Raw genomic sequence first — 16,182 nt, forward strand, 5'->3', positions numbered from 1 at the left:
TGAAAATCCCTCATGAGTGGACCAGCGTCATGCTGTCAGCAGCTTAGGCCAACGGACGCGAGTATGCGGTGCGACGACGAAATCGTCACGGGTGGTGATGGCTGGCGCATGACGGCCGCCCCGTGAGGGCGACCGTCAGTGGCCGGATCAGCTGTTGTTGTGGTCGATCTTGATGGTTGGGTCACTGCCGGCGATCAGAGAGTTGATGCTCTGACCGGACCAGTTGTTGCCTTCCAGTTTGATCGTCACGTCTGCGTTGGCCACGCCGCCAGCCGAGTTGAGCTTGCCTTCGGAGCTGACCTGCAAGGTCGACACGCCTTCAACCGTGGTGATCTTCAGGAAGTTGTCGATGGTGCTGCCGCTCTCGCCCTGCAACAGATCACGCAGGTCGATCCGGTCGCCTTCGCTGGCCTTGAAGTCCTTGATCACGTCGTTGCCAACGTCACCGGCCTTCCAGACGAAGGTGTCGGCACCCGAGCCGCCAATCAGGATGTCGTTGCCCTGACCGCCGATCAGCGTGTCGTTGCCGGTACCGCCGAGCAGGATGTCATTGCCCTTGCCACCGTCGAGCAGGTCGTTGCCGCCCTGGCCGAAGATGATGTCGTTGCCGGCACCGCCCAGCAGGGTGTCGTTACCGTCATGTGAACCGGACACATCGAACGCGGTGTAGTGCTCGGTAATGTACTGGTGCACGTTGCTGGTGGTGACTTTGCTGACATCCACGCCGGTTTGCTGGGCGACGAACGCTTGCATGGCCTGGTAACCCTCGCCGGCAATCCCGTTGAAGCTCACCAGGTCGCCGAACAAAATGTCATTGCCGTCGCCACCACTGACGGTGTCGGACCCTGGCATCGTTGCTTCGGTGTGGCCGATGATCGAGTTGGCCAGGTCTTTCGGATCAATGTTGGTTTGCGGCTTGCCATCGGTGTCGTAAGGCTTGAGGTCATTGAGGCCGACGTCGTTGTTCAGGCCGATGGCCTCGACCTGCGACAGCTTGCTCAGCAGCGTGAAGCTGGCGCTGGAGTTGTTGGCCGAGTCGATGTAGTTCCAGTACTCGGCGTAACCGGTGCCCCCGAGTTTGGAGATCTCATAGGTGCCGTCGCCCTGAGCGTGTACGGTGCCCAGGCCTTTGTCGACCCAGCGGTTACCGTTCCAGGTCGACAGCGTGGCGGCGCCCGAACTGTTGATGGACAGCGCGTGGGTGTTATCGATATAGGCGCTGTAAGTCTGGCCCAGCGAGTAGTTGCTGGTGGTCAGCACGTCATCGAGCTTCACGTTGCCGTACAGCGTCGGGTTGGTCTGTTCGTTGGTCTGGTAATACGTTGGCTTACCGTCGGTGATGAAGTAAGTCAGGTTGGTCGCATTGTTGTTACCGGTGGCCATGCCGCTCTGGAAGAAGTTGGCCGTGGCCTTGAACACGTCTTCGTAGTTGGTGCCGCCGCCGGACGCCATGGAGTCCAGCACGGATTTGAGCTGTGTCAGGGCACCCGGATCGTTCAGGTTGACCGAGATCGATTTGTTGACCTGGTTATCGAAGTCCGCCAGAAAAATATTCACTGTGCCCGAACCGTTGCTGGCCAGGCTTTGCTTGAGGGTGTTGAACACCGATGTCAGCGAGTCCTTGGCCGCGTTGATCGAGGCCGCGCTCATGCTGCCGGAGCTGTCGACCATGAAAGCGATGTTGTAGTTGGCGCCAGGCACCACGGTCAGCCCGCCGATGTCGGCGACCATGATGTCGTTGCCGTCAGTGCCGGTGATGTTGTCGTCCGCCGCAGTGGCCGTGACCGCGTTGTACACCGCCGGGTAGACGGTGACCGGAATCTGCGCGGTGCTCGGTGCCGAGCCGCCGAGGTACTCGGTGGAGGTCGAGGTCACGGTCAGGTTGAACGAACCGTTGTAGTACGGCGGCGGCGTGATGGTCAGGGTGCCGAGGTTCCAGCCCGTGACGTTCGCTTCACCGGTGGTCGCGCCAGCGGTGAAGGTGTGGCCGGCGCCATCGCTGAGTACCGAGCCTGCCGGAATGCCACCGATTTTCACGCTCAGGCTTTCGGAGCCGTCGGTGTCGGTCAGTGCGGTAGTGATCTTCGACAGATGAACGCTGCCGCCCTCGGCGCCTTCGTTGAGTTTGTAGCCGTCGTAGTAACCCTCGCCATTGCTGCCGTGCAGGTCGGAGACCGTCACGCCGGCATTCACCAGGTCAGTCACGCCGGTGTAGATCGGCACGCCTGCGGTGCTCAGATCGACAGGTGTGCTGCCATTGACCGACAGGTTAACGTCATAGCTGCCCGGGCCGCTCTGGTTGTGGTGGTAGATGTCCAGGGTGTAGTAACCGCTGGTGGTCGGCGTGAACGAGCCACTGAGCTGACCGCCGTTGCCCCACAGGGCGCTGGCCACATTTTTGCCACCGATGGTCACCAGCAGGCTGTCGTCGCCGACGCCGCTGAAGCTGTAGGTCTTGCCGGCTTCAAGGTAGATCAGCCCGGAAGTTTTCGACGCGGTGCCCGCGGTCACGCTGCCGTCAGACTGCACGTTGGTCACGGTGGTGCTGCTGTTCGGTTTACCAGCGGCATCGATCACTGATTTCAGGGTGTCGGATGGCGCGCCATTACCGTTGGTGCCCAGGCCAGCCAGGCCGGTCCAGACTTCCTTGATCAGGCCGGTGGAGTTCACATTGTTGCCAGCGATGCTCAGTGTTGGCGCATCGGCGACAGGCGTGATGTCGACTTTCACCGTGCCGGTGTTGCCCAGCAGTTGACCGTCGGTTGGCTGGAACTTGATCTGCGCGTAATCGGCCTGCTGATCACCGACCTTGGTACCGCCGTAGCCGTCGGTGCCGGATTCGTTGGCATCAGGCATGAAGCGCAGCTTGCCGCTGTCGATGTCTGCCTTGGTGAAGGTCTGGTTGTTCGCCACATCTTTCCAGGTCGAACCGTCCAGGTACTGCAGTTTCCCGTCGCCCGGCAGTTGGGTGATTTTCACGCCCAGGCTGGCGGCAGGGCTGTCCACATCGCTTACGCCGAAATTCGACCAGCCGAGGATCAGCGGGGTGTCTTCGGTGCCGGTGACCGCGCCGCCAGTGGCGACGGGTGCATCGTTGACCGCCACCACGTTGACGGTGGTGGTGGCCACGTTGGAATAGTTGCCGCCATCGGTCACGGTCACGGTGATGGTCCGAGGCGTGGTGCTCGGGTCTTCACTGTTGTTGGTGAACGTGATGTTTTTGATTTGCTGCATGTAGTCGGCCAGCGTCGCATTGCCGGACAACGTCAGGGTGATCGAGCCATCCTTGCTGTTGGTATTGATGGTGATGCCGTTGACGGGGTTGCCCAGGTTCAGCGAGTCACCTGGCTGACGGTTGGTCAGCACGATGGTGGCGCCGGTCAGCAGGGTGCTGTCCGGGTCGGTGATCGAGAGGTCCGTGTCGGCAATCGACACACCTGGCCCGGTGGTGCCTTCGGTGAACGTCACCTTGTAGTCGGCACCAGTTGCGCCACTGGAGTTGTTGGCGTCCAGGTCGATGACCGGCGGCGCATCGTTGTCGATGATCGATGTATTGACGCTGCCGTTGGTGCTGCTGACCACCAGGCTTTCGAAGTTGCCACCCGAGGCCGAGTCGATCTTGACCACGAAGTTCTCGGTGCCTTCGGTGATCTTGTCGTCGATGGTCGCGATGTTGAAGTTGGCGGTGCTGGCGCCGGCCGGGATTTTCACCGTGTATACGCCGGTGAAGTCCGAGCCGTCTTTAGCGGTGCCGCTGTAGCTGATATTCAGCGTCACTTCGGTTTGCGACGGGTGCGACAGGGTCACGGTGTAGTGGGCAGTCTCACCTTCAGTGACCTGGCTGCTGCCGCTGATGCTGACTTCGGTTTTATCGATGGTATCGGTAACGTCAGTCACCGCAGCCTTGTCGCTGGTGACCAGTTTTTCGAAGTTGCCACCGGTGGTGCCAGTGATGGTCGCCTGGACCTTGCCGGCGTCGATGTAGACGTCGTCTTTCGGGGCGTCGACGGTGACGGTGCCGGTGGTTTTGCCGGCGTCGATGGTGATGACTGCGCCGTTGCTCAGGGTCACGGTCACTGGCGTGCCGGCCGCGTTGGTCAGGGTGGCGGTGTAGGTGATGTGGCCGCCTTCAGCCACCGAGTCGGTCGCGGTCAGCGACAGATTGGTGGTGTCGATCACATCCGTGACGCTGGTCTTCGCCGGGGTGCTGTCGATGGCCAGTTTTTCGAAGTTGCCGCCCTTGGCGTCGTCGATTTTCACGCTCAGGGAGCTGCCGCCCGCCAATGCATCGTTTGGCGCGATGAAGTTCACCGTGCCGGAGCTTGCGCCCACAGCGATGGTGATGGTCTGACCGTTGGACAGCGTGACCACAACCGGCGAACCGGTGACCGGCGAGGTCACAGACGCGGTGTAGACCACGGTGCCGCCTTCGGCTGCGTTCGGGGTGGCGGTCAGTTTGACCGTCGTGGTGTCGATGGTGTCGGTGACGTCGGTTACCGCAGCCTTGTCGCTGGTGACCAGTTTTTCGAAGTTGCCACCGTTGGTGCCGGTGATGGTCGCCTGGACCTTGCCGGCGTCGATGTAGACGTCGTCTTTCGGCGCGTCGACGGTGACGGTGCCGGTGGTTTTGCCAGCGTCAATCGTAATGACTGCGCCGTTGCTCAACGTCACGGTCACCGGGGTGCCAGCGGCGTTGGTCAGGGTGGCGGTGTAGGTGATGTGGCCGCCTTCAGCCACCGAGTCGGTCGCGGTCAGCGACAGGTTGGTGGTGTCGATCACATCCGTGACGCTGGTTTTAGCCGGGGTAGCGTCGATGGCCAGTTTTTCGTAGTTGCCGCCCTTGGCGTCGTCAATCTTCACGCTCAGCGAACTGCCACCGGCCAACGCATCGTTTGGCGCGATGAAGTTGACGGAGCCGGAGCTGGCGCCCACCGCGATGGTGATGGTCTGGCCGTTGGACAGCGTGACCACAACCGGCGAGCCGGTGACCGGCGAGGTCACGGACGCGGTGTAGACCACGGTGCCGCCTTCGGCCGCGTTCGGGGTGGCGGTCAGTTTGACCGTCGTGGTGTCGATGGTGTCGGTGACGTCAGTCACCGCAGCCTTGTCGCTGGTGACCAGTTTTTCGAAGTTGCCACCGTTGGCGCCAGTGATGGTCGCCTGGACCTTGCCCGCATCGATGTAGACGTCGTCTTTCGGGGCGTCGACGGTGACAGTGCCGGTGGTTTTGCCCGCATCAATCGTAATGACTGCGCCGTTGCTCAACGTCACGGTCACCGGGGTGCCAGCGGCGTTGGTCAGGGTGGCGGTGTAGGTGATGTGGCCGCCTTCAGCCACCGAGTCGGTCGCGGTCAGCGATAGGTTGGTGGTGTCGATCACATCCGTGACGCTGGTCTTCGCCGGGGTGCTGTCGATGGCCAGTTTTTCGTAGTTGCCGCCCTTGGCGTCATCGATCTTCACGCTCAAGGAGCTGCCGCCTGCGAGGGCGTCGTTCGGTGCGATGAAGTTGACGGAGCCGGAGCTGGCGCCAACCGGGATGGTGATGGTCTGACCGTTGGACAGGGTCACCACCACTGGCGAGCCGGTAACGGGGGCGGTGACCGAAGCGGTGTAAACGACCGTGCCGCCTTCAGCGACGTTCTCAGTCGCGGTCAGCGAAACCGTGCTGGTGTCGATGGTGTCATTGACCACGGTGACCGCGGGTTTGTCGCTGGTCACCAGGTTCTCGAAATTGCCACCGGCAGTACCGGTGATGCTCGCTTCGACTTTGCCCGCATCGATGTAGACGCTGTCTTTCGGCGCGTCGACGGTCACGGTGCCGGTGGTTTTACCGGCCTCGATGGTGATCACCGAACCGTTCGACAGGGTCACGGTCACTGGGGTGCCAGCGGCGTTAGTCAGGGTGGCGGTGTAGGTGATCTGGCCACCTTCGTCCACGGAACCGGTCGCGGTCAGCGACAGGTTGGTGGTGTCGTTGACGTCAGTCACCGAGGTGTCGGCAGGCTTGCTGTCGATGGCCAGTTTTTCGTAGTTGCCGCCCTTGGCGTCGTCGATCTTGACGCTCAGGGAGCTGCCGCCGGCCAACGCATCGTTTGGCGCGATGAAGTTGACGGAGCCGGAGCTTGCGCCGACCGGGATGGTGATGGTCTGGCCGTTCGACAACGTGATAACCACTGGCGAACCCGTGACGGGCGCAGTGACGCTGGCGGTGTACACCACCGTGCCGCCTTCGGCGACGTTTTCAGTCGCGGTCAGCGAAATGGTGCTGGTGTCGATGGTGTCGTTGACCACGGTGACCGCGGGTTTGTCGCTGGTCACCAGGTTCTCGAAATTGCCACCGGCAGTGCCGGTGATGGTCGCTTCAACCTTGCCCGCATCGATGTAAACGCTGTCTTTCGGGGCGTCGACGGTCACGGTGCCAGTGGTTTTGCCGGCTTCAATGGTGATGGTCGAACCGTTCGACAAGGTCACGGTCACCGGGGTGCCGGCGGCATTGGTCAAGGTCGCGGTGTAAGTGATCTGGCCGCCTTCGTCTACCGAGCCGGTCGCGGTCAGCGACAGGTTGGTGGTGTCGTTGACGTCAGTCACCGAGGTGTCGGCTGGCTTGGTGTCGATGGCCAGTTTTTCGTAGTTGCCGCCCTTGGCGTCGTCAATCTTGACGCTCAGCGAGCTGCCACCGGCCAATGCGTCGTTGGGTGCCACAAAACTCACGGTGCCGGAGCTTGCGCCGACCGGGATGGTGATGGTCTGGCCGTTGGACAGGGTCACCACCACCGGGGAGCCGGTGACGGGCGCGGTAACCGAAGCGGTGTAAACGACCGTGCCGCCTTCAGCGACGTTCTCAGTCGCGGTCAGCGAAACCGTGCTGGTGTCGATGGTGTCGTTGACCACGGTGACCGCAGGTTTGTCGCTGGTCACCAGGTTCTCGAAATTGCCACCGGCAGTGCCGGTGATGCTCGCTTCGACCTTGCCCGCATCGATGTAAACGCTGTCTTTCGGCGCGTCGACGGTCACGGTGCCGGTAGTTTTACCGGCCTCGATGGTAATGGTCGAACCGTTGCTCAACGTCACGGTCACCGGGGTGCCGGCGGCATTGGTCAGGGTCGCGGTGTAAGTGATCTGGCCGCCTTCGTCCACGGAACCGGTCGCGGTCAGCGAGAGGTTGGTGGTGTCGTTGACGTCGGTCACCGAGGTGTCGGCGGGCTTGGTGTCGATGGCCAGTTTTTCGTAGTTGCCGCCCTTGGCGTCGTCAATCTTGACGCTCAGCGAGCTGCCGCCGGCCAACGCATCATTTGGCGCGATGAAGTTGACAGTGCCGGAGCTCGCGCCGACCGGGATGGTGATGGTCTGGCCGTTGGACAGGGTCACCACCACTGGGGAACCAGTGACAGGGGCGGTAACCGAAGCGGTGTAAACAACCGTGCCGCCTTCGGCCACATCCGGCGTGGCGGTCAGCGAAACGGTGCTGGTGTCGATGGTGTCGTTGACCACGGTGACCGCAGGTTTGTCGCTGGTCACCAGGTTCTCGAAATTGCCACCGGCAGTGCCGGTGATGCTCGCTTCGACCTTGCCCGCATCGATGTAAACGCTGTCTTTCGGCGCGTCGACGGTCACGGTGCCGGTAGTTTTACCGGCCTCGATGGTAATGGTCGAACCGTTGCTCAACGTCACGGTCACCGGGGTGCCGGCGGCATTGGTCAGGGTCGCGGTGTAAGTGATCTGGCCGCCTTCGTCCACGGAACCGGTCGCGGTCAGCGAGAGGTTGGTGGTGTCGTTGACGTCGGTCACCGAGGTGTCGGCGGGCTTGGTGTCGATGGCCAGTTTTTCGTAGTTGCCGCCCTTGGCGTCGTCAATCTTGACGCTCAGCGAGCTGCCGCCGGCCAACGCATCATTTGGCGCGATGAAGTTGACAGTGCCGGAGCTCGCGCCGACCGGGATGGTGATGGTCTGGCCGTTGGACAGGGTCACCACCACTGGGGAACCAGTGACAGGGGCGGTAACCGAAGCGGTGTAAACAACCGTGCCGCCTTCGGCCACATCCGGCGTGGCGGTCAGCGAAACGGTGCTGGTGTCGATGGTGTCGTTGACCACGGTGACCGCAGGTTTGTCGCTGGTCACCAGGTTCTCGAAATTGCCACCGGCAGTGCCGGTGATGCTCGCTTCGACCTTGCCCGCATCGATGTAAACGCTGTCTTTCGGCGCGTCGACGGTCACGGTGCCGGTAGTTTTACCGGCCTCGATGGTAATGGTCGAACCGTTGCTCAACGTCACGGTCACTGGGGTGCCAGCGGCATTGGTCAGGGTCGCGGTGTAAGTGATCTGGCCGCCTTCATCCACGGAACCGGTCGCGGTCAGCGACAGGTTGGTGGTGTCGTTGACGTCGGTCACCGAGGTGTCGGCGGGCTTGGTGTCGATGGCCAGTTTTTCGTAGTTGCCGCCCTTGGCGTCGTCAATCTTGACGCTCAGCGAGCTGCCGCCGGCCAACGCATCATTTGGCGCGATGAAGTTGACAGTGCCGGAGCTCGCGCCGACCGGGATGGTGATGGTCTGGCCGTTGGACAGGGTCACCACCACTGGGGAACCAGTGACAGGGGCGGTAACCGAAGCGGTGTAAACAACCGTGCCGCCTTCGGCCACATCCGGCGTGGCGGTCAGCGAAACGGTGCTGGTGTCGATGGTGTCGTTGACCACGGTGACCGCGGGTTTGTCGCTGGTCACCAGGTTCTCGAAATTGCCACCGGCAGTGCCGGTGATGCTCGCTTCGACCTTGCCCGCATCGATGTAAACGCTGTCTTTCGGCGCGTCGACGGTCACGGTGCCGGTAGTTTTACCGGCCTCGATGGTAATGGTCGAACCGTTGCTCAACGTCACGGTCACCGGGGTGCCGGCGGCATTGGTCAGGGTCGCGGTGTAAGTGATCTGGCCGCCTTCGTCCACGGAACCGGTCGCGGTCAGCGAGAGGTTGGTGGTGTCGTTGACGTCGGTCACCGAGGTGTCGGCGGGCTTGGTGTCGATGGCCAGTTTTTCGTAGTTGCCGCCCTTGGCGTCGTCAATCTTGACGCTCAGCGAGCTGCCGCCGGCCAACGCATCATTTGGCGCGATGAAGTTGACAGTGCCGGAGCTCGCGCCGACCGGGATGGTGATGGTCTGGCCGTTGGACAGGGTCACCACCACTGGGGAACCAGTGACAGGGGCGGTAACCGAAGCGGTGTAAACAACCGTGCCGCCTTCGGCCACATCCGGCGTGGCGGTCAGCGAAACGGTGCTGGTGTCGATGGTGTCGTTGACCACGGTGACCGCAGGTTTGTCGCTGGTCACCAGGTTCTCGAAATTGCCACCGGCAGTGCCGGTGATGCTCGCTTCGACCTTGCCCGCATCGATGTAAACGCTGTCTTTCGGCGCGTCGACGGTCACGGTGCCGGTAGTTTTACCGGCCTCGATGGTAATGGTCGAACCGTTGCTCAACGTCACGGTCACCGGGGTGCCGGCGGCATTGGTCAGGGTCGCGGTGTAAGTGATCTGGCCGCCTTCGTCCACGGAACCGGTCGCGGTCAGCGAGAGGTTGGTGGTGTCGTTGACGTCGGTCACCGAGGTGTCGGCGGGCTTGGTGTCGATGGCCAGTTTTTCGTAGTTGCCGCCCTTGGCGTCGTCAATCTTGACGCTCAGCGAGCTGCCGCCGGCCAACGCATCATTTGGCGCGATGAAGTTGACAGTGCCGGAGCTCGCGCCGACCGGGATGGTGATGGTCTGGCCGTTGGACAGGGTCACCACCACTGGGGAACCAGTGACAGGGGCGGTAACCGAAGCGGTGTAAACAACCGTGCCGCCTTCGGCCACATCCGGCGTGGCGGTCAGCGAAACGGTGCTGGTGTCGATGGTGTCGTTGACCACGGTGACCGCAGGTTTGTCGCTGGTCACCAGGTTCTCGAAATTGCCACCGGCAGTGCCGGTGATGCTCGCTTCGACCTTGCCCGCATCGATGTAAACGCTGTCTTTCGGCGCGTCGACGGTCACGGTGCCGGTAGTTTTACCGGCCTCGATGGTAATGGTCGAACCGTTGCTCAACGTCACGGTCACTGGGGTGCCAGCGGCATTGGTCAGGGTCGCGGTGTAAGTGATCTGGCCGCCTTCATCCACGGAACCGGTCGCGGTCAGCGACAGGTTGGTGGTGTCGTTGACGTCGGTCACCGAGGTGTCGGCGGGCTTGGTGTCGATGGCCAGTTTTTCGTAGTTGCCGCCCTTGGCGTCGTCAATCTTGACGCTCAGCGAGCTGCCGCCGGCCAACGCATCATTTGGCGCGATGAAGTTGACAGTGCCGGAGCTCGCGCCGACCGGGATGGTGATGGTCTGGCCGTTGGACAGGGTCACCACCACTGGGGAACCAGTGACAGGGGCGGTAACCGAAGCGGTGTAAACAACCGTGCCGCCTTCGGCCACATCCGGCGTGGCGGTCAGCGAAACGGTGCTGGTGTCGATGGTGTCGTTGACCACGGTGACCGCGGGTTTGTCGCTGGTCACCAGGTTCTCGAAATTGCCACCGGCAGTACCGGTGATGCTCGTTTCGACTTTGCCCGCATCGATGTAGACGCTGTCTTTCGGCGCGTCGACGGTGACGGTGCCGGTAGTTTTACCGGCCTCGATGGTGATCACCGAACCGTTCGACAGGGTCACGGTCACTGGGGTGCCAGCGGCATTGGTCAGGGTCGCGGTGTAAGTGATCTGGCCGCCTTCATCCACGGAACCGGTCGCGGTCAGCGACAGGTTGGTGGTGTCGTTGACGTCGGTCACCGAGGTGTCGGCGGGCTTGGTGTCGATGGCCAGTTTTTCGTAGTTGCCGCCCTTGGCGTCGTCAATCTTGACGCTCAGCGAGCTGCCGCCGGCCAACGCATCATTTGGCGCGATGAAGTTGACAGTGCCGGAGCTCGCGCCGACCGGGATGGTGATGGTCTGGCCGTTGGACAGGGTCACCACCACTGGGGAACCAGTGACAGGGGCGGTAACCGAAGCGGTGTAAACAACCGTGCCGCCTTCGGCCACATCCGGCGTGGCGGTCAGCGAAACGGTGCTGGTGTCGATGGTGTCGTTGACCACGGTGACCGCGGGTTTGTCGCTGGTCACCAGGTTCTCGAAATTGCCACCGGCAGTACCGGTGATGCTCGTTTCGACTTTGCCCGCATCGATGTAGACGCTGTCTTTCGGCGCGTCGACGGTGACGGTGCCGGTAGTTTTACCGGCCTCGATGGTGATCACCGAACCGTTCGACAGGGTCACGGTCACCGGGGTGCCGGCGGCATTGGTCAAGGTCGCGGTGTAAGTGATCTGGCCGCCTTCGTCTACCGAACCGGTCGCGGTCAGCGACAGGTTGGTGGTGTCGTTGACGTCGGTCACCGAGGTGTCGGCGGGTTTGCTATCAATCGCCAGTTTTTCGTAGTTGCCGCCCTTGGCGTCGTCAATCTTGACGCTCAGCGAGCTGCCACCGGCCAATGCGTCGTTGGGTGCCACAAAACTCACGGTGCCGGAGCTTGCGCCGACCGGGATGGTGATGGTCTGGCCGTTGGACAGGGTCACCACCACTGGGGAGCCGGTGACTGGCGCGGTGACCGAAGCGGTGTAAACGACCGTGCCGCCTTCAGCGACGTTTTCAGTCGCGGTCAACGAAACCGTGCTGGTGTCGATGGTGTCGTTGACCACGGTGACGGCAGGTTTGTCGCTGGTGACCAGGTTCTCGAAATTGCCACCGGCAGTGCCGGTGATGCTCGCTTCAACCTTACCGGCGTCGATGTAGACGCTGTCTTTTGGCGCATCGACGGTGACGGTGCCGGTGGTTTTACCGGCCTCGATGGTGATGGTCGAACCGTTCGACAGGGTCACGGTCACCGGGGTGCCAGCGGCGTTGGTCAGGGTGGCGGTGTAAGTGATCTGGCCGCCTTCGTCTACCGAGCCGGTCGCGGTCAGCGACAGGTTGGTGGTGTCGTTGACGTCAGTCACCGAGGTGTCGGCAGGCTTGCTGTCGATGGCCAGGTTTTCGTAGTTGCCGCCCTTGGCGTCGTCGATCTTGACGCTCAGGGAGCTGCCACCGGCCAACGCATCGTTTGGCGCGATGAAGTTCACGGTGCCGGAGCTGGCGCCGACCGGGATAGTGATGGTCTGACCGTTGGACAGGGTCACCACCACCGGCGAACCGGTGACGGGCGCGGTAACCGAAGCGGTGTAAACCACCGTGCCGCCTTCAGCGACGTTCTCAGTCGCGGTCAGCGAAACCGTGCTGGTGTCGATGGTGTCGTTGACCACGGTGACCGCGGGTTTATCGCTGGTCACCAGGTTCTCGAAGTTACCACCGGCAGTGCCGGTGATGCTCGCTTCAACCTTGCCGGCGTCGATGTAGACGCTGTCTTTCGGCGCGTCGACGGTCACGGTGCCGGTGGTTTTACCCGCCTCGATGGTAATGGTCGAACCGTTCGACAAGGTCACGGTCACCGGGGTGCCAGCGGCGTTGGTCAAGGTCGCGGTGTAGGTGATCTGGCCGCCTTCGTCTACCGAGCCGGTCGCGGTCAGCGACAGGTTGGTGGTGTCGTTGACGTCGGTCACCGAGGTGTCGGCGGGTTTGCTATCAATCGCCAGTTTTTCGTAGTTGCCGCCCTTGGCGTCGTCGATCTTGACGCTCAGGGAGCTGCCACCGGCCAACGCATCGTTTGGCGCGATGAAGTTCACGGTGCCGGAGCTGGCGCCGACCGGGATAGTGATGGTCTGACCGTTGGACAGGGTCACCACCACCGGCGAACCGGTGACGGGCGCGGTAACCGAAGCGGTGTAAACCACGGTGCCGCCTTCAGCGACGTTTTCAGTCGCGGTCAACGAAACCGTGCTGGTGTCGATGGTGTCATTGACCACGGTGACCGCAGGTTTGTCGCTGGTGACCAGGTTCTCGAAATTGCCACCGGCAGTGCCGGTGATGCTTGCTTCAACCTTGCCCGCATCGATGTAAACGCTGTCTTTTGGCGCATCGACGGTGACGGTGCCGGTGGTTTTGCCGGCCTCAATGGTGATGGTCGAACCGTTGCTCAACGTCACGGTCACCGGGGTGCCAGCGGCGTTGGTCAGGGTCGCGGTGTAAGTGATCTGGCCGCCTTCGTCCACCGAACCGGTCGCGGTCAGCGACAGGTTGGTGGTGTCGTTGACGTCAGTCACCGAGGTGTCGGCAGGCTTGCTGTCGATGGCCAGTTTTTCGTAATTGCCGCCCTTGGCGTCGTCAATCTTGACGCTCAGCGAGCTGCCACCGGCCAATGCGTCGTTGGGTGCCACAAAACTCACGGTGCCGGAGCTTGCGCCGACCGGGATGGTGATGGTCTGGCCGTTGGACAGGGTCACCACCACCGGGGAGCCGGTGACGGGCGCGGTAACCGAAGCGGTGTAAACGACCGTGCCGCCTTCAGCGACGTTCTCAGTCGCGGTCAGCGAAACCGTGCTGGTGTCGATGGTGTCATTGACCACGGTGACCGCGGGTTTGTCGCTGGTCACCAGGTTCTCGAAATTGCCACCGGCAGTGCCGGTGATGCTCGCTTCAACCTTACCGGCGTCGATGTAGACGCTGTCTTTTGGCGCGTCGACGGTCACGGTGCCGGTGGTTTTACCGGCTTCAATGGTGATCACTGAGCCATTGCTCAGCGTCACGGTCACCGGGGTGCCAGCGGCGTTGGTCAGGGTCGCGGTGTAAGTGATCTGGCCGCCTTCATCTACCGAGCCGGTCGCGGTCAGCGACAGGTTGGTGGTGTCGTTGACGTCGGTCACCGAGGTGTCGGCAGGCTTGCTGTCGATGGCCAGTTTTTCGTAATTGCCGCCCTTGGCGTCGTCGATTTTCACGCTCAGCGAGCTGCCGCCGGCCAACACATCATTCGGCGCAACAAAACTCACAGTCCCGGAGCTGGCGCCCACTGGAATAGTGATGGTCTGGCCGTTGGAGAGAGTGACTACCACTGGCGAACCAGTGACGGGCGCAGTAACGGACGCGGTGTACACCACCGTGCCACCTTCAGCCACATCCGGCGTTGCAGTCAGCGAAACGGTGCTGGTGTCGATGGTGTCATTAACCACCGTGACGGCAGGCACATCGCTGGTCACCAGGTTTTCGAAGTTACCGCCGCTGGCGTCCTTAATGGAGACTTCCACCTTGCCGGCGTCTTTGTAGACGTCGTCGGCCGGTGCTGGAAAACTGACGGTGCCAGTCGTTGCGCCAGCCGCGATGGTGATGATTGCGCCGTTGCTCAGCGTGACAGTGACCGGAGTCTGGGCCGCGTTGGTCAGGGTCGCGGTGTAGATGATCGAGCCACCTTCAGCAACTTCGGTAGACGCCGACAGGCTCAGGCCGGTGTCGTCCTTGGAGTCGGTGATGGTGGTGAGTGCAGGCTCGGTGCTCGGGGTCAGTTGCTCGAAGTTACCGCCCGTGGTGCCGGTAATCGTAGTGCTGACGGTGCTGCCATTGTTGTAGACATCGTTTGGTGGAGTGTCGACGACCACGCTGCCGGTGGTTTTGCCTGCTTCGATGGTGATGACCGAGCCGTTGCTCAAGGTCACTGTCATCGGCGTGCCGGCCGGGTTGGTCAGGGTGGCGGTGTAGGTGATCGGGCCACCTTCAACCACGGTGCCGGTGGCTGTCAGGCTCAGGCCGGTGTTGTCGATCGAGTCGTTGATTGTGGTAACGGCCGGCGTGGTGCTCGGCACCAGGTTTTCAAAGTTGCCGCCGGTGGCACCGGTGATCGTGGTGCTGACAGTGCCGCTGTTGTTGTAGACGTCATTCGGCGGGGTGTCGACGTTCACGGTGCCGGTGGTTTTACCGGCCTCGATGGTGATGGTCGAACCGTTGGACAGGGTCACGGTGACCGGTGTCTGCGCCGGGTTGGTCAGGGTTGCGGTGTAAGTGATCTGGCCGCCTTCGGTGACACTCTCGGTGGCCGTCAGGGTCAGGCCGGTGTTGTCGATCGAGTCGTTGATCGTGGTAACGGCCGGCGTGGTGCTCGGCACCAGGTTTTCAAAGTTGCCGCCGGTGGCGCCGGTAATCGTGGTGCTGACGGTACTGCTGTTGTTGTACACGTCATTTGGTGGAGTATCGACGTTCACGGTGCCGGTGGTTTTGCCGGCTTCGATGGTGATGGTCGAACCGTTGGACAGGGTCACGGTGACCGGTGTCTGCGCCGGGTTGGTCAGGGTCGCGGTGTAGGTGATCTGGCCGCCTTCGGTGACGGTCGGATTGGCCGTCAGGGTGACGGTGGTGGTGTCGATGGTGTCGGTGATCTGAGTGACGGCCGGCGTCGGATCGACGGTCAGCACCAGGCCGCCACCACCGGTGGTGCGGGCGACGTCGACGGTCAGTTGGCCCGGATCGATATAGACGCTGTCATTGGGTGCCAGTGGCACGTTGACGCTGCCGGTCAGTTGGCCGGCCGGGATCACGATCACCGAGCCGTTGGACAGGGTCACGATCAGGTCGGTGAGAGGGGCCTCGGTGAGCGTCGCGGTGTACACCAGCACGCCGCCGGCTTCCGTGATGGTCGGGGTCGCGCTGAGGCTCAGGGTTGAGCCACGCAGCACATTGTTGCCATTGCCGCTGTCGTTGTTCTGGCCGCCAACGGTATTGTCCACCGCCGAAGTCGCAGAGCCGATGCCTGCGGTCGGGAAGCCAATGGTCGGGTCGACACGGCCGGCCGTGGCGTCGAGCACCACGAAGCTGTGGCCACCACCGGCAGCACCGCCGGAGCCTGCGGCGGTCGGGCCTGCCGCAGCGGCTTCGAAGGCAGTCGTCGGGTCGACACCGGCCGCGATAGCTTGTTGCAGTTCGTCAACCGATGGCGCGGATTGCGCGGTGGCTTGTGCCAGGTCGGTGCTGGAGTCCGGTGCGCTGCCGCTCCATTGCGTGTCGCGGCCCAGGTCCAGGCTGCGGCCGTCAGCCAGTTCCAGGGTGACCGCGCCGGCCGGGCCGGTGTCTACCTGGTCGCCCACGAACAGTCGGTCGCCTTCAATGAGTACGCGTCTGATGCCCTCGGGGGACACCGCGAAAACTTGACCGACAATGCTTTTGACGATGGCAACAACACTGCTCATTGAGGATTCTCCGGACGTTCCGTTCAGTTGACTTCCATGTACCCGTGGGGCCTTTGCCACCTCGGTCTGGACGTACTTGTAAAGTAT

The 16,182-nt window shown here is 62.3% G+C and carries 1 protein-coding gene; it reads right to left on the reverse strand.

The window, feature by feature from the left end; translation table 11 throughout:
• Positions 1 to 147 precede the first annotated feature (147 nt).
• Positions 148 to 16,095, reverse strand: a complete 15,948-nt coding sequence (locus AC1Z1G_RS00680; RefSeq protein ID WP_483624038.1) for a LapA family giant adhesin — start codon at positions 16,093 to 16,095, stop codon at positions 148 to 150.
• Positions 16,096 to 16,182: the final 87 nt, after the last annotated feature.

The sequence above is a fragment of the Pseudomonas sp. JL27(2026) genome, from assembly GCF_056933555.1.

What these genes read in the sequence shown, in the direction of transcription:
- AC1Z1G_RS00680 (WP_483624038.1), bottom strand. Translation starts at nt 16,095, where the DNA reads ATGAGCAGTGTTGTTGCCATCGTCAAAAGCATTGTCGGTCAAGTTTTC.